We start from the raw sequence: 17,918 nt of genomic DNA, 5'->3' as shown, positions 1-17,918 counted from the left end.
TTAATTAATACAATGATGAAAAATAATACAAAAAAAATCTTACTGTTTATCGCTGTTTTGGTGGGAAGCATTTTCAATTACGGGCAAGTAAAAATACTAAATGATCCTTCAATTGTTGCTCACAATAAGAGAATGGTGTTTGAATCTTGGGGAGATTTTCGTCCTTATCCAAAATACACATTCGGAATCCAGACCAATTTTGCTTACGCCACAGTTTGGGGATGGCTTTCTCCTTCCATCAATCAAGATTATAAAAACGGAGCAGATATTCGTCCTTTAAAACCAACCGGTTTAGAAGCTCAAAGATTTGCTGAACTGGAATTTCAAAAAAGTGAAGCAGAAAAAATAAAACTTCAAGTAGATACTTTATACACCAGAAATGTTCAAGATTTTGCGCATTGGACATCTGCAACAGTAGAAGCAGACCCACTTTGGCTTTTGTATTACAAAAAAATGCTAAAACCTTTGAAAGACTTTCCAGATAATCCCCAAAATTTTATTCAATGGCAGTTGAAGGATGATAAAACCTATCAAAACATGTTGATGAATGGCGGAATAACACAACTGGAAAAAGAACTCAATCTTTTGAAAGACAAGTACAAAAATTCCAGAACATTAGATATGCCACGAGGAAAACGCTTTCTAATGTACCATGAAACATTAATTGGCTGGCGAAATTTCAAAGACCAATTGAGAGCATTCGACAGAAAAAACTCCTTATTCCTTGATTATAAAAAACTTCTTTCCAAATCAAAAATAAAAATAGAACCAGTTTGGAACTCAAATGATAAAGAGATCGCAATAAAATTCATGAATGAATACCACAATAAATATTAGAAAATGAATAAATACGTAACACTTACCATTTTACTGGTATTAGTTTTTATGCCGACCATCGTTTTTGGGCAAACTGGAAGCACAGAAGATTACAACAAATTACTGCAATTTTTGAAAGGTGATGGCGCATTTGAAAAATGGTTTATGGAGGCTTTTACAAAATTAGATACCACAATGGCAGCACAATCTGCGGGTGCAGTAATGCTCGGTCAAGCTATTGGCGGATTTGGAGCTTTGTGCTACATGGGATATTTAGGTTGGCAAATGCAGGAAGGAGCAAGACCTTGGGAAGTTACACCTATGATTCGACCTGTTATTATTGCCTTCATTTTAATGTATTGGGGAGCTTTTACAGGTATGATTCAATATCCTTTGCAATCATTAGCAGAACCAGGAATTAAACTTTTTCAAGAAATAGAAAAGGACGCAAATGATTTGAGGGTAGAAAGATTCAAAAAGCAAAACCAAATTTTAGAAATTCTAATCAAGCAACAAGCTGAAGAAGAAGCGAAGCAAGAAACTTTGGACAAATTAGAAAAAAAGGCAGATGATAGTTGGTACGATGTAGATGTGGACAAATTATTGGCACCTGCCAAAGAATGGTATATGAAAATGGAGTTCAAAATTCAAAAAACATTATCAGAAATCATTGAAGGTGTTTCTTTGACGATTCTTCGAGTCTGCACCTATTTAATCTTTTTCATTCAAAAAGTATGGAGTTATGTACTAATTATTTTGGGACCCATTGCCGTCGGAATGTCACTCATACCAGGTTTTGAAAATTCTTTCAGCAATTGGGTAACGAAATTCATCAATATTAATCTTTACACTTTTATCACTTACACCATTATCAATATTGGTCAACAGCTCATAATGTCGGGTTACCAAATGGAATTGGATCGCTATGCTTTGATGATCGATTCTGGAGGAGTTGCAGATATGAATACCCTTCGGGTTTATGTGCAAAATAGTGGAATGATGTACACCGCACTTTTTCCTTGTGTTGCCTATATCGTTACAGGAATTGGAATTTTAATGGTGCCATCTATTGCAGATTCTATTGTTTCCGCAGGAGGAGCTGGAATTATGAGCAAAGGAAAAGCAGCCGGAGGAACGGTTGCAAGTGCAGGAAAAGCTGTGGGAAGAACTGCAACAGCAGCAGCTGCAGGTGGCGTTGCAGGAGCAGTAGTTGCGGCAAAAGAAATTGCAAAAGCCGTCGGTAAAATGAATAATAAATAATTCCGAACCCAAAATTTAATTAATAAAAATTCTTATTAAAATGCTTGTTAAAAACATAGAACAAAAAATAAAAATCAATAAAGTGGTGTCGATTTCATCAATACTTTTTGCAGTGTTGATTGTTATTGCAGGATTTGCATTTGCGTATAAACTGATTCAAGATTCCCGAAAATCCTTGTATGTCATTGATAATGGCGTTCCCATTTTGGTAAAGCAAACAGATGAATTACTAAATAGACCTGTAGAATATCGTTCGCAAATTGAACTTTTTCACAGATTATTTTTTACACTTGCTCCAGATGATAGCTACATTAAAGAAAATGTTGAAAAATCTCTTTACTTGATTGATGATAGTGGAAAAAAAGAGTACACCAATTTAAGAGAAAAAGGGTTTTACAATCAAGTCATTTCTGGAAACTCTTTGGTTACTATTCGTACAGATTCTATAAAAACTGATCTTCCCAATAAGAAATTCATCTATTACGGTACTCAAATGATAAATCGAAAAACTTCACTAATCATTCGGAAATTAATTACTGAAGGGAATTTTGAAGACATCATCAGAAGTCCAAATAATCCACATGGCGTTCTCTTGAGAAATTGGAGAATTTTAGATAATAGCGAATTATCCAACAAATCTAAATCACATTTTTAAACATGAATCCATACTCTCAAATTAAAGCTCAAGTCCTTCAGTTAAAGGATTGGATTATCAAACATCCGAAGCAGTTTTATAAATATATAATGCTGATTCTCATTGTTTCTTTTGGCTTAATCTTCATTCAATATTATTATTTCACGCCAAAAATTCCCATTAATAATATCCCTAATCTCTATTCAGAAAGTGATGATGTAAAATCTGAAATGAACATCAATGAAAATAAAATGGAAAATGTTGTGAAAGAATTACAACAATTAAAAGGCAAAAGGGAAAACGGTCCTTTAACTAAAAACGACAGTCTCAGAATAGAATATTTGTTCAACCAATACCAAAAATTAAAAAATGGACATTAAAAAAATCAACTTTAAACAGCCAAAATATATCTTCCCTTTAATTCTTCTGCCAATCATACTTTTTCTTGGTTTTCAGACAACAAAATTTATGGGAAATGAAGAGCAACCGAAAGAAGTTTCACAGGATTTATCTCTTAATTTGGGTGAAACTCAAGATTCTATACTCTCGAAAAATGCTGCATACGACCAACTATTTGAAAAGGGAGATGGAAGATCCATGCTTGATGGAATCGACAAAGAGGAAGATAGTTTGCAAAATTATTCTGACAATCTGGATTACTCACAAAAGAGATACATCGATTCACTTAAAACAGTTCGAGCATTACAAAATGGAAGTTCAACTGATTTGGGAAAAGCCAGTTATTACAAGCAAAGTAATCAAAAAACTTCAGATGAAAAAGATTTTCAACGCTCTGCAGAAATGATAAGAATGTTGAATGATAAGAGCAATGGAAATACTGGACAGCCAAATATTTATTCCGATTCTCCGATGAGTTCAAATACAAAGCAAAAAGAAAAAGAAACCGATCCAGTGAAAATGTTGCGACAGCAAGTTTTGATGATGGATTCCTTGGAAAAAGCGAAAGATCCAGAATACCAATCGGCTCTTGCTTCGGAAAACAAATTGAAAAAGAACAAAGAAAAAATGGCAGCTTTTCTAAACTCTACACTTCGTGTGGATAAATCTTCGCTCAATCCAAGTTTTAATTCCATTTCAAAAGAGAAAAAGGACAATTTCATAAAAGCAGTAATTGATGAGAATAACAAAGGTTATCTCGGAAGCAGAATTCGTTTTCGACTTTTAGAAGACATCAATGTCGGAAAACATAAAATCTCAAAAGGAGCCATTTTATATGGTCAAATTTCAGGATTTTCTTTGCAAAGAGTGAATTTGAACGTGGTTTCAATTTTAAATAATGGTGAAATTCTGCCTATCAATCTTTCTGTTTTTGATATGGACGGAATGCAAGGTTTGTACGTTCCACAAAGTGATTTCCGAGAAATGCTTCGCGAGATGGGAAGCAATTCTGTACAAGGAACTCAAATGGATAACGGTGGAGAAAGTTTTTTTACCAGTCTTTTTTCTAGCTTATTTAGTTCCACTTCCAAAACCATTTCTAATATGATCCGACAAAACAAAGCAAAACTAAAATACAACTCTTACATATTCTTAATCAACGACAAAGAACTTAAAAAATAATAAAAATGAAAAAAACGACTACAAATACACTGAAAATTTTCCTGTTAAGCTTCACATTTTTTTCAGTAATGATGATTAATGCTCAAACAGAAAAACCTGAAAATCGGGTGATAAATCTTAAAAAATTAGATATTTCTGACGGAGTAAGTCTTCACATAATTTCTCCAGAACCAATACAGTTTGTGGATTTATCAACTGCTAATCTAACTGGAGATTTGCCCGCGGAAAATATTGCAAGAATAAAAATTACCGAAACTTCGGAAACAGATTCAACTTCAATCCAGAAAAAAATAGATAAAAATAATTTAGGAATTATCACGGTTGTTTGTCAATCGTTTATGGCACAATACAAAGTGAATTATTTAGATTTCAAGAGCAATTCCGTGGCTAATATCCAAATTCAGCCCGAAGATATGCAACCACTTGAATATCCGAAAATGGCTTTTTCAAAAACAGAATTACTTCGATTTTCGTTGGATATTTTACAAAAAAAGAAAATAGGAAAACCAATTCGAGAAGTGAAAGATTTTAAACTTACCATGCAGATTAACAATGTTTATGTGGTAAATGATTACATCTTTTTAGATATGACTTTTCTGAACTCCACCAATTTAGGATACGATATCGATGCGATAAAATTCTCTGTAGAGGACAAGAAAATCTACAAAGCAACCAATAATCAAAGCATTACACTCGATCCTGTTTATCAATTATACCATCAAAAACAGTTCAAGAAAAACTACCGGAATATTTACGTTTTTAAAAAATTCACTTTTCCGAATAGTAAAGTTTTCAAAATTCGACTTTTAGAAGAGCAATTATCTGGAAGAGCATTAGAAATGAAAGTGAAGTACTCGGATATTTTAAACGCAGATACTTTTTAATTTATGGAAGCAATAATTTTATCTATAATCAGCTATTTGGTGTTGTTAATCGTATTTGTTATTTGCATTGTGATGTTCCATAAAACAAAACAATCTTATAAACATCGCATGCAAGCGCAGTTACAAGCGCAACTTGAAAGAGAATTAAAAATAGCTGAAATACTCAAAGACTTAAAAGATTATCATTTATTTCTTACAGAAAAAGCGGAGTTGTTAGGGGAATGGGAAAAAGAAATTAGGAATCTCCATCAAGATTTAAAAAAGATTAAGCAAATGAACATAGCCAATAATTGTCAAAATTAAGATAATGCAAGAGCAACAAAATCAAATTAAAATCTACAGCTTTTTCCAGAAGATGGTTTATTTCATCGTCTTATTGGATTGTGCTTCATTATTTTTTCTTTCTGCAAATATTCCATTTGTAAGCGAACTTCTGACCAAATTTTCGAAGATGGGTTTATTTTATCCACCTTTAAATGCCAAAATTTGCACGATAATATTAATTGCTTTGGTTGCAATCGGAACAAGAGCCAAGAAAAAAATAGATTTGAATATTGGTAAGCAGATTATTTTGCCAATAATCATTGGATTATCCTTGATGTTTTCTTCGCTACTTTTTATTTCCGAAGCTGGAAATAGTACGCTACCGAAAGTAATTCCACCTTTAAATTTTTTCCAAATTATTTATACGCTTCTCTCATTTTTGGGAGCATTAATCGCTCAAGTTGGAGCGGATAATATTTCCAAATTGATGCAACAGAAAATGGGAAAAGACCGATGGAATATAGAAGAAGAGAGTTTTGCTCAAAATCAAGAATTGGTAAAAACGAACACTTCCATTAATATTCCTTATCTGTTTAGATTTAATAAGAGAACCAATAAAGGTTGGATTAATATTAATCCTTTTCGCGGAACGATGGTAATTGGAACACCAGGATCTGGAAAGTCTTTTGGTGTAATAAATCCTGCAATTCGTCAAATGATTGATAAAGGTTTTTGTCTTTGCATTTATGATTTTAAATTTCCAGATTTGGCTAAAATCGCTTACTACCATTATCTTTTAAAGAAAAATAAAGATCCCGATTATCAACATCAGTTTCATGTCATCAATTTGAACGAAGTTGAAAAATCTAAAAGGGTAAATCCATTCAAAAAAGAATACATTCAAACCTTAGCAGAAGCACAAGAAATGGCGGAATCAATGGTTTCATCACTTCAAAAAGGTGGTTCAAGTTCTGGTGGTGGTTCAGAAGCATTTTTCACTCAATCTGCGATTAATTTTCTTTCATCTTGCATTTACTTTTTTGCCACGTTTGAAAATGGAAAATATTCAGATTTACCACACATTCTATCATTTATGAATAGAAGTTACAAAGATATTTTTGATACACTTTTTACGAATGAAGAAATTTATTCTTTGCTTTCACCCTTCAAAACTGCGTATGATAATAAAGCATTTGACCAATTGGAAGGACAAGTTGGAACTTTAAAAATTTTCCTTTCCAGATTGGCAACAAAAGAAAGTTTTTGGGTGTTTTCTGGTGATGAAGTAGAAATGAAAATCACGGACAAAGAAAATCCTTCCATCATTATTTTAGCTTCCGATCCGGGAACACAGGATATTAATTCCGCATTGTATTCATCGATTTTAAATAGAACATTACGATTGATTAATTCCAAAAACAATTTACCAGGAGGAATTATCGCAGACGAATTTCCGACCATTTATATTCATAAAATTGATAACGTCGTCGCGACTGCAAGAAGCAACAAGATTGCTGTTTTACTGGGACTTCAAGAAATTCCACAACTTCGACAATTTTATAAAAAAGAAGTTGCAGATACTATTTCTGCTATTGTCGGAAATATTCTTTCAGGTTCTGCCAGAGATAAAAATACCTTGGATTGGATGGAGAAAATGTTTGGAAAAATCAAACAGAAAAGCTACTCCCAATCTATTTCACAACAAGGAACTACCACAAGCATTAATGAAAAAATGGATTTTATGATTCCTGCAGGAAAAATAGCAGCATTGAAAACAGGAGAAATGGTGGGAATGATTGCACAAGGGGAAGAAAATGATACCGAAGAATACAAAACATCGGCAATCAGTGGAAAAATCAATCTGGATATGAACGCAATTAAAAATGAAGAAGATAATTATGTAGCAATGCCCAATTATTATTCTTTCATCGATAAAAAAGGAAACGACCGAAAAGAAGAAGTGTTGATGACCAATTTTCGAAAAATAAATAAAGAAGTAGAACTCATTGTGAACGAATCTATAAAAATGTAAAACTATGAAATCGCTATTAACGAGTTTGCAAACAAACACAAATGAAGATTTAGGCGATACCATATGACCTTTAAAAAAATAAAAATCAACATATGAAATTGAAAATAAAATTTAGTTCAATGATTCTTGTTTTGTTCTGCAATTCTTTGGCATTTGCACAATTTAACACGCTTACTCGAACTTCTATAAAAAAAGAAGAATCTGTTCATAAACAGGAAGAAATTCAAAAAGACGAAAATGCAAAAGATGAAAAAAAAGATAAAAATACTGGTAGAATAAAACTCTTTAAAACGAAGCAAAAAGTAGATTATAAGGCAGAAATAGACTCACTAAAAACATTGATTTTAAAATACAGTTTGACCAAAAATAAAGAGCAGAAATTAAATTACCAGAAAATTGAAGATTCATTGATACAAATGATGAAAGGGAATATTGCAAATTCTAACGGAAACAATATCCAAAAATCAATTAAACAATTTGATTTTGTTAATGATAAGCAAACTAATGAAATTTCAAAAATATTTATGCCGTTGAAAAATGGACTTTCTGTTACATCGCCTTTTGGAAGTCGTATTCATCCCATTTTTGGAACAAGAAAATCACATAATGGAGCAGATTTAAAAGCCAATTACGAAAAGGTGTATTCCATAATGGATGGAATCGTAACAGCAGCAGGCTGGGATTCGAAAGGTGGTGGAAACTACATTAAAATCAGGCATTCGAATTCATTTGTAACCAGCTATTTGCACTTATCGCAAATTTATTACAAAGCAGGAGAATTTGTAAAAGCAGGATTTATCATCGCAAAAAGTGGAAATTCAGGCAATTCTACCGGACCACATTTACACTTTTCTGTTGCCGAAAATGGAAATTACATCAACCCAATTCGTTTTTTAAACGACCTTATAAAAGCAAACAACTTAATCGCAAATTACTATGAACACTGAAAAATTACCAACAAACGATTTGAAAAAATACGGGATTATCAATGAAGATAATACTTTTTCTAAAAAACTAAATGCAGATGATATTCTGAAATTCATGCAGGGTTATACAATTGTTGTCGATAACGATAAAAATCGTGCGACATTTCAATTGGTTGAAAACAATAGCAAGCTAAAAGTAATTTTTCTGGAAAGAGATAAAAACCTATCTGAAATCCTTGAAAACAGCAAAGACAAGGTAGAGTATTCTACTATTCAAGAGCTTTCAAAATCAGGAAATCAATTGAATTTTGAAAAAAAAGCATTTGTTTTTGACAAAGAAACCAACAAAATAGTTGAGTTTGATTTAATAAAAAATGCCACTGAACTTACCGCAATCATTGCAGATAAGAAAGATGCGCTAGAAATAAATCGATACAAAACAGAACTTTTAAAATTGAAAAGATTTCTTCAAGATAAGATAGAACAGTTCCCAGAAATGGCAAAAGAAATTACCAATGATCTGAATATTGTTTCAAAAGAAATTAATACTGTAAATGGAATTTCACAAAATGTAAGTAATTCTCAAAAGCAGGAAAAATCCAGCATTCAACTCAATGTCAATGATCCAGATATGTATCAAGATGCAAACAGAATAAGGGAAGAAAATCAAGATGAAGAACAGGAACGTGAAGTGGGAAGATCAAGAGGATTTAGAAGGTAAAATTTTTTAGAAATGAGTATAACATTAGAAATAAGCAAATACAATGAAAACCAAGAAACTCAAGGTTTTCAGAAAATGGATTTTTCTACAATCGATGAAGCAATTGCGACCCTCGAATTTATGAAAATGGGCTACAACCATTTTAAAACGGGAGAATCTTTAGTTGTGAGATTAGAGGAAGGAACAAAACCACACCTTATCGATTACGAAGCTGTAATTCCAATTATCGAATTGAGAAAAGAACTCGAAGAAAAGTACAATTCAAATTTAGCACAAAATGAAAAAGAATACCAACAGAAAGCTTCGGATGAAAAAACGAAAATTTCGCCAAACTCAAATTTTATCTTCGAGGAAGATGAATCAACAAGGTACGCAAAAACTTCCTCGGGTGAAAAACTACCCTTTAAATTGTTTAATCCCAATGAAATTAGTACCGGATCCAATTTATTACGGGAACCGCAAGATTCTTTGCAATCCACAGATTTTGCATTAATAGAAAGGCGTTTTGCAGAAAACAATTCGCTTCAACTCTTTGGAAATGAAAAAATTGAAAGTATTGATGATGTTGCTTGGCTTTTTAAAGCATTAGAAAATGAAGCTGTAGAACACGCATTTTTAGTGTACGATTTTAAAGATAAAGGATATTTTGTTCAACATATTTCTACTGGAACTTTTGATGCTGCATTTGTAGATAATCGACTTTTGATAGGAAATGTTTTGGAAGCAAAACCTTCTTCAATCACTTTGGTTCACAATCATCCAAGTGGAACTTTGAAGGTTTCTAAAGCAGATATGGACTGCATCAGAAAATTACGTGCGGCTTTAGATAAATCCGATATTATTGTAGAAGATGGAATTATCATCAATTTAAGAAGTGGGAAGTATGTTGTTTTTAATGAAATATTTGAAGACGAAAAAGCGATGAAATCCAATGCAAATGCTTTTCATGAAATACAGCCCTATTCTTTCAGTAAACAGGTATTGGTAGAAAATTATCAACCTGAAAAAATAACGAGTTCGGCAGATATTGCAAAGTTCATCACTTCACAAAAGTTTGGAATATCCGATAAAACTGAAATGTTGATTATCAATAATCAGTTGAATATTGTGGGTAAATTCATCATGCCACCCGAAAATCAAGTTGATTTTATCATTGGAAAAGTTGCCAAGTTTGGAGGAGCAAAGTGCATTTTATATGGAAACAATATCACACCTGCAGAAATCAACAAATACAACGAAACGCTTTATTATTCAGGTGTTGAAATAATTGATGCACTTCTTTTTAAAAGTGAAAACGGAAGAAAAATCTATAATTCTTTTTCGGATAATTCTGAGTTGAAAAGCCAATCACATTTCAAGAATCAAACAAACGAAAAATCTAATATAAATAATTATAAGAAATCTCAAAAAGTAAGAATTATGAGCGAAAGACAATCTTACTATGATACCAATATTCTCAGCGATAGTGGAAAATGGGCAGATCGATTTCGTGATGAACAACAAGAAACTGACAGTAAAACAAATAATATTAACAATAAAAATCCAAAAATTATGGAAACGCAAAAAGAATTCAACCAAGTAGATTATTTAAGAAACCAATTAAAATATCTTGGTTTTGGCGAAGGAGAAAAACTTCACAAAGATTTAGAAACAGGCATGAAATCTGCCGATCAACAGTTTGAGATTAAAACAAATTCAGACAAAACTTTACCAGGAAACAAAGTGGATTTTATCTTAAAATTCAACAAAACTGAAAGTGGTGGTGTTTTTCTCAATTCTTATCATGCAAATCTAGAGAATGAGAAAGGCGAAAATATCTCACATAATTTCCCTGTAAATCGAGAAAACACCTTTACTGCAAAGGAGGCAATCAATTTATTAGAAGGTCGTACCGTGAAAATTGAATTTCAAAATCCTAAAACAGAGCAATTAGAACCTGCATTTGTAAAACTGAATTTTGAAGAGCCAAAAACGGAAAAAGGAAATTACAATTTCCAAAATTTCTACAAAAATTATGGAGTTGATACCGATCAAATTGTAGAAAAATCAAACCTGATTTTCGATAAACCAGAATACCGCGAAAACACCATTAAATCTTTAGAAAAAGGAAATATCGTAAAGGTAAAATTTGAATCGGATGACAATGTAATTGAAGGAAAAGCAATTCTGAATCCGCAGTACAAAAATCTAAGTCTTTACGATCAAGATATGAACAGAATCAATACCAACAAGCCTCTGGAAGGAATTGAGAATGATAATAAACACGAAAAAGGCAACGTGAAGGAGCAAAGTATAAAAAGATAATATCACTTACAAATTACAATGGAAAGCGGTAGGTTTTATGTTAAAATTTATCGCTTTTTTTAAATCTATCTAATTATGAAATCAATGTTTAAGCAATATATCAAAGAAAAATGGGATAAAAAGTTTGAAATAATAATAATACTCGCAGCATTTTCTTTCTTTTTTATAGCACATTCTTGCCACAAACAAATAAAGCCAGAAAAAGGCGGAATCGACCTTATTTCTAATGTTTATTTTGATGCTTCCAAAGGATTGGATAAAATGCAGAACTTCCATATTTCTCGGCTCAATTATTCTGGAGATACCATTTTAGAAATAATTCCCGATGTCACTTTTCCAGAAATAACCAATGAAATTTATTTCATAAAAGATTCTCTTTATTATTCAGTTGGTAAAGAAAATAGCAACAGTACCATTTTGTCGGAAATTACTAAGAAGCAAAAGCCACATTTAATTCGGAAAAAGCAAGAAGGTGCATTATTTTCTGATGAATGGATCCCGAATTATCTTCATCGTAAAAATTTGAGTGATACCGTTTTATTCAAAAAAAAGTACAAAAGATTTGAAGTAAATTCTGCGACAAGTTTCTCTCGATTCTATATTTTTCCAACGGATACTATTTTACCTTATTCCATTTACAAACACGCTGAAATAGACTATGGCGGAAGGTTGGAACGCATTGATTCTTATAATAAAGTGAAAGATATTTTTGTAACCCTTCAACTTTTGCCAAGAAAAAATTGGGATAATGAAGCCAAAGAAATCTTTGATTACAATCATTTTGTGAAAAATAAAAAATGATGGCAACAAATTCAAACTATAAAACTACAACGGAAAAAATTTCTGAAAGCGTTTTGGTCTTAGATTATTTTCTTCATCTTGAGCAAAAAGGCAAAGTAAAATTCGAAAGAAAGACAGGGCATGATTATTATTTTAGAACCGAAAATAATAAATTTTCTGTGTCTGAAAATGGATACTATGATTTCAAAACCGGAACAGGAGGGCAAATAATCAAAGCGGTAATGGAACTTGAAAAATTAGAATGGAAAGATGCTTTAGAATTTATAAAAAATTTCAACAATCAAGTTGATGACAAAAAATGGATTGCAGAAAAAAAAAGAAATTTATCTGGAACAAATGACCAAGAAAATGCTGATGTAATCATCACAAATTCTTTTAAACCCAACAATGAAAAATTGATTTCGTATTTTGAAGAGAGAGGAATTTCAAAAGAAATTTTAATAGAAAATACGCGGCAAATTCATTACGAAATCGAAGGAAAAAATTATTTTGGAATAGGAATTGAAAATCTTTCTCAAGGTATTGAAATTCGGAATCCAATGCTGAAAACCAAAATTGGTCGCAATGATATTTCGGAAATTAAAGGTAACAAAGATGAGATGGTTGTTTTCGAAGGATTGACTGATTTACTTTCATTCTTGCAACTTTTGAAAACCAATAATCAAAAGAATAATAGAACGCTCATTTCTCTTAATTCTACTTCTAACATTGATAAATTTGTTAACAGATACAGAGATTTTAATGGAAAAATATTTCTTTGTTTGGATGGAGATAGAACTGGAAATATTGCAACACAAAAAATACTTGATGAACTCAATGGTAAAAATATAAAGGATATTCGCTCTTTGTATCAAATTTCTGATTTAGAAAATAATGATTTAAATGATTATTTGAAAAACAAAATCAATCTTCAAAATAAAAATATTATCTTAGTTGAACCAAAAAATTCTGCAGATGAAAACGCTACCATTAAATCCGAAATTACACCCAATTCTGTCCAAGTGGGACAAAAATCACCTGAACGAAACCTTGGAAACAATAGCAAAAACGGCGAATCCGAGCAAAACGCAAATCAACCAATCGGACAAAGATTGGGCAGCGAAAATGTTGGAAATGGACTTGAAAGCGCAATCCGGAGCAATAATAGAGTTGGATTATATACAACCAAACCCATTATTGGAACACAACAAATTGCAACTGGAAAAAATGAAGAAGCAGGACATTCCTTGGTCGGAAAATTAGCAGAAAACTCTACAAATAACGCAGACTTAGACGCTCTGATTTCAAAATATAAATGTCAAAAATTGACCAACGAACAAGTTGCGGAAGTAGTTTCTGCAACTTGTTTTATTTCCGATAATCAACAAATTTTACTTCGTGAAAATCTAAAAATCACAGATGATTTAAAAGACATTTGCAACCAATTTAAAAGTGGCGGAACTGCAAAAGAAGGGCGTGGAATTTTAGATGAATATTACACTAATCATAAAATTGTGGATTCCGTTCGCAATTTAATTAAAAGCCAATTCAACGATAAAAAAGAGATTGCGGTTTTAGAACCAAGTGTTGGAAATGGAAATTTCATTTATGCAGCAAAAGATTTGAGTATAAAATCCAAAATCACAGCGTTTGAAATCAACGAAACTACTGCAAAAATTGCTAAAATCTTGCATCCGGAAACAGAGGTCAATCTTCGCTCTTTTGAAACTGAATTTATTGATGAAAAAGGAATTAAAACACCAATTTCAGATATTAAAAAATACGATTTAATTCTCGGAAATCCACCTTATGGAGAACACAGAGGTTTGTACAAAGGTTTAGGAGAAGAAACTAAAATCTCAAGATACGAAGATTATTTTGTCAAAAGAAGCATGAATTCTTTAAAACAAGATGGAATTTTAGCGATGGTTCTTCCTTCTGGTTGGTTGAATCGTCAAAAGAATCTGGAAAATGCAGCTGTAATTAATGCTTTTCGATTACCAAGCGGATCGTTTTCGGGAACTCAAATCGGGACCGATATTGTAATTTTAAAGAAGGATTCTCAAAAAATTGGTGTTGATATATCTAATTATTTTAATGAAAACCCACATAATATTTTAGGGGAAATCCGCGAAAAAACCAATCGTTTCGGGAAGTTAGAAAATTATGTTCATGGTAGTTTGGATGAAGCTCTTGTTTTGCTTGAGCAACTTCAAAACAAAAAAGAGATAGGTAGAGTTGGAAACCTTTTCGAGGATTATTACTCGGACGAAGTTACTTCTGCAGCTGAGAAGAATTCCAATAAAACGGAAGTAGAAATTCATTCAAAAGATACCGAAGTTAACACAGAAATTACCCTTAAAATTGGCAAAGAAAAAATTGATGAAGTATTAACCACACTTAATGAAATAAAGTTTAAATCGCCTGCAATCTTTAGTGAGATAAAAAAATACGCGAATTTTAAAAACAAGATTTTTGAAAAGGACGATAAACTTTCTTTAGATGAACTAAAAGAAATTATCCAAAAATCCGATAAGATTATTCAATCTCAAAAGGATGTAAAATCGGAATATGAAATTCAGAAAACACCCATAATTAAAAGTAAAATTCTAAAATATCATTTCATTAAAGATGATAAAATTGTAGAAACTGCACTTCAAAATAATCCTAATATTTCTTCGGAAGAAATCGAAGCTTTTCGTGATACCGCTTATGATGGAACTTTAACTAATCATGAAAAACACAAGCAATTTGCAAACTATATTGATGGAAATTGGGTACACGATTTTTATTATGCTGAAGGAAATATTTATAAAAAACTAGAGCAATTAGAAGTGGATTTCAAGGATTCAAAATCGATTGAAAGTTCTGAAAAGCAATTTCAAAAACAAAAATCTTTACTAGAGAATGTTTTACCAAAGCAAAAATCTTTAATCGAAATTTCAGTTAGTCACAATCACGAATTTATTCATCAATTTGGTTTAGGAAAAATAGAAAAAGAAGATTACAATTACAATACACGACAAACGGAAACCATTATCGTCGATTATAATTTGGCGGCGAAATTCAAGGATTTTGTTGCCAAATTGCCAAGTGAAGCTTTTGCAGGTTCATCTTCTTGGGAGGTCAAAAGTTTTGTAGATAACGAAACCGTTACAGGAAGTGATAAGGAAAGAAATGCATTGATTCGAGAAAGGAGAAAAGCGGCTGCAAATGATTTGTTTCAAAAATTTATTCGGGAAGAATTGTCAGATGAGTTGCGAATTCGATTTGTGAATGATTTTAACAGGAATTACAATAATATTCATGTTCCGGATTATTCAAAATTTCCGTTATTTTCTAAAATTCATCAAAATTTCAAAGGACAAGAATTGCGCTTAACTGAAGTGCAGAAAGCGGGAATTGGCAGACAAACCACAAAAGGAGTTGGACTTTTGGCGCATGAAGTTGGTTTTGGAAAAACACTTTCTGGAATCCTCTCAATGCACGAAGCGATGGAAAGAGGAAATGCAAAAAAGCCACTAATTGTTGTTCCCAACGAAAGTATTTTGAAACAATGGGTAGAAACCCTATTTGAAACTATTCCGAATGCAAAAGTGAATGTTTTAGGGAATTTGGGTAAAGATTACGATTTGTCAAAATTCGATAATAGAGATGGAGAAATTACCATCGTAACTTATGAAGGATTCAATAATATTGGATTTTCAAATGAAATTACCGAAAATTTATCTTCAAAATTCAACTATATTTCAACCAATGAACTAAAAAGTTTAACCAATACTGAAAGAGATGTTCAAATAGAATTGCAGAAAGAAAAAGAAATTGAAGGCAAAATGAAGCGTGGTAAAATCTATGATTGGGAAGATTTTGGTTTTGATCACTTGACTTTTGATGAAGTTCATAACGCCAATCACATTGTAGGAAAAGTGAAAATTGAAGACCGAAGATTTTCTTCAGATTTTAGGAGTCAAAATCAACAAACTTCCAATATTGGAATAAATACTTGGATGGCTTGTCAATACATTCAAGACCAGCAAAATGGCAGAAATGTAACGTTACTATCAGCAACACCTTTCACGAATAAACCTTTAGAATATTACTCGATTTTATCTTTAATTGCCAATAATCGTTTGGAAGAATCGGGATATTTTAATGTCAATAATTTCTTTGAAACCTTTATGGAAGCCGATAATGACATGGAAATTGACGCAAAAGGCGACGTGAAATTCAAAGCCAATGTTCGACGGTTTAAAAATAATTCTTTGTTTCAACAGCTTCTTTCGGAGTTTATTGATATTAAAGGTGAAGAGGATAATTTAGAATTAGTTCGTCCCTATAAAATCAATAAAGAATACAAAATTGAACAAAATGATTTGACGAAAGAACAATACGATTTGCTTAATGACAATTTTGATGAAACCGAAAAAGGAGCGATTCTAACCCATATTCTGAACGCTCGATTGATTGCGATTTCTCCGTATTTATCGATCTATTATCATGATAACGAACCAACATTAAAAGAATTTATAGAAAATTCTCCGAAACTTAATCAAACGATGAATTTGATTCGTCAAAATAAAAAAGATATTCCAGATTCTGGTCAAATTATTTACTCTGAATTAGCAGTTGCACAGTTTCCAAAATTGAAAGAATATTTGATTACTGAAGTTGGATATCTTCCGGAAGAAATCGGAATTATCAGTGGAGCAACGAGTAAGAAAAAAAGGATATCTATTCAAAATGCTTTCAATGAAGGGAAAATTAAAATCGTGATTGGTAGTGAAGCCATTCAAGAAGGAATGAACTTGCAAGAAAACACGACAGATATTTACATGCTTTCTTTGCCGTATAATTTCACGTCATTGCGACAAGTAGAAGGACGAGCTTGGAGACAAGGAAACAGGAATGAAAATGTCCGTATTAATTTTATGTTGACCAATGACAGCATTGATGTATTTATGCTGCAAAAATTACAGGCAAAACAATCTAGGTATTTGGAAGCCATGAAAAAAGGAGTCGATGTTTTAGATATTTCAGACATAAGTACCCAAGAATTAAAAACTTCAATAATCACAAACCCTGAAACGAGAGCAACTATTGAAATTGAATTGATCAAAAATCGTTTGGAAAGCGAAAAGAATAAATTTCTTGCTGATAGTGCTTTTGTGTTGAGAAAGCATGAAGTTTTTCTGAAAGTAAAAGAAGAAGTTTCGAAAGCAGAACTTTCTTATAACCGAATTTTGGGTTATGCAAAAGATTCCGAAGATGGAAATTCGGACTATTGGAAAAACCAAGTTCCATTTTATCAAAAAACAATAGATTTAGCCAAAGTAGAAGTTCAAAAAACGATGGAAAATTTGGCAGAAAAAGGAGTGAATGTTGCGGAAATTGAAAAGCAAACCAAAGCAACTGAAGAACGAATTTTAGAATTGAACCAGAAATTAGAAGAACTTCCAACTACTAGAGATAATTTAATTCTTCAATTTAAGGAAGAAAAACGGCAACAGCTAAAACAAAGTGAACATAAAAATTATGTGAAAGAAAGATTTGAAGAAAATATCCATCTTTTTAATTTTCCACATTCTGAAAATAAAATAATCGAAGTTAAAAAAGAAAAAGACCAATCTCAATTTTATTTACCCGAAACAAATATGGAACAATCAAGAATGTCAAGTAGAAGATAATTTATGAACGTGATGAATTATAGAATAATCTA

General features: G+C 31.9%; 13 protein-coding genes. All 13 read left to right on the top strand.

Annotated elements, in window-relative coordinates:
• Positions 1–15: 15 nt before the first annotated feature.
• Positions 16–837, top strand: coding sequence for a hypothetical protein (locus HNQ03_RS07310; protein WP_173779035.1), 822 nt, complete (start codon positions 16–18; stop codon positions 835–837).
• A gap of 3 nt (positions 838–840) precedes the next feature.
• Complete coding sequence (locus HNQ03_RS07305) at positions 841–2,076, top strand: hypothetical protein (RefSeq protein WP_173779013.1); 1,236 nt, start codon at positions 841–843, stop codon at positions 2,074–2,076.
• 40 nt (positions 2,077–2,116) lie between these two features.
• Positions 2,117–2,731, top strand: coding sequence for a conjugative transposon protein TraK (traK, locus tag HNQ03_RS07300; protein ID WP_173779012.1), 615 nt, complete (start codon positions 2,117–2,119; stop codon positions 2,729–2,731).
• A gap of 89 nt (positions 2,732–2,820) precedes the next feature.
• A complete protein-coding gene (locus HNQ03_RS07295; RefSeq protein WP_173779011.1) occupies positions 2,821–3,090 on the top strand; it encodes a hypothetical protein in 270 nt (89 codons plus the stop codon).
• Entirely contained in the window at positions 3,080–4,291 is a 1,212-nt protein-coding gene (traM, locus tag HNQ03_RS07290; RefSeq protein WP_194305166.1) for a conjugative transposon protein TraM, read from the top strand. The genes HNQ03_RS07295 and traM overlap by 11 nt, the downstream gene beginning before the upstream one ends.
• Before the next feature lie 5 nt (positions 4,292–4,296).
• Positions 4,297–5,175 carry a conjugative transposon protein TraN gene (traN, locus tag HNQ03_RS07285; RefSeq protein ID WP_173779010.1) on the top strand — a complete coding sequence of 293 codons (879 nt, stop codon included), beginning with the start codon at positions 4,297–4,299 and terminating at the stop codon, positions 5,173–5,175.
• Positions 5,176–5,178: 3 nt separating this feature from the next.
• Positions 5,179–5,478, top strand: coding sequence for a hypothetical protein (locus HNQ03_RS07280; RefSeq protein ID WP_173779009.1), 300 nt, complete (start codon positions 5,179–5,181; stop codon positions 5,476–5,478).
• A gap of 4 nt (positions 5,479–5,482) precedes the next feature.
• Entirely contained in the window at positions 5,483–7,471 is a 1,989-nt protein-coding gene (locus HNQ03_RS07275) for a type IV secretion system DNA-binding domain-containing protein (RefSeq protein WP_173779008.1), read from the top strand.
• 92 nt (positions 7,472–7,563) lie between these two features.
• Positions 7,564–8,418 (top strand): M23 family metallopeptidase, encoded by an 855-nt coding sequence (locus HNQ03_RS07270; RefSeq protein ID WP_173779007.1) that lies wholly within the window; start codon positions 7,564–7,566, stop codon positions 8,416–8,418.
• Positions 8,408–9,118, top strand: coding sequence for a hypothetical protein (locus tag HNQ03_RS07265; RefSeq protein ID WP_173779006.1), 711 nt, complete (start codon positions 8,408–8,410; stop codon positions 9,116–9,118). The genes HNQ03_RS07270 and HNQ03_RS07265 overlap by 11 nt, the downstream gene beginning before the upstream one ends.
• A gap of 12 nt (positions 9,119–9,130) precedes the next feature.
• Positions 9,131–11,422 carry a JAB domain-containing protein gene (locus tag HNQ03_RS07260; RefSeq protein WP_173779005.1) on the top strand — a complete coding sequence of 764 codons (2,292 nt, stop codon included), beginning with the start codon at positions 9,131–9,133 and terminating at the stop codon, positions 11,420–11,422.
• Positions 11,423–11,497: 75 nt separating this feature from the next.
• Complete coding sequence (locus tag HNQ03_RS07255; RefSeq protein WP_226927457.1) at positions 11,498–12,223, top strand: hypothetical protein; 726 nt, start codon at positions 11,498–11,500, stop codon at positions 12,221–12,223.
• On the top strand, positions 12,220–17,886 hold the full coding sequence (locus HNQ03_RS07250) for a toprim domain-containing protein (protein ID WP_382404998.1): 5,667 nt from the start codon (positions 12,220–12,222) through the stop codon (positions 17,884–17,886). The genes HNQ03_RS07255 and HNQ03_RS07250 overlap by 4 nt, the downstream gene beginning before the upstream one ends.
• Positions 17,887–17,918: the final 32 nt, after the last annotated feature.

The organism is Frigoriflavimonas asaccharolytica (assembly GCF_013294015.1).
Classification (GTDB): Bacteria; Bacteroidota; Bacteroidia; order Flavobacteriales; family Weeksellaceae; genus Frigoriflavimonas; species Frigoriflavimonas asaccharolytica.
This window is presented reverse-complemented; position numbering and strand designations above follow the sequence as displayed.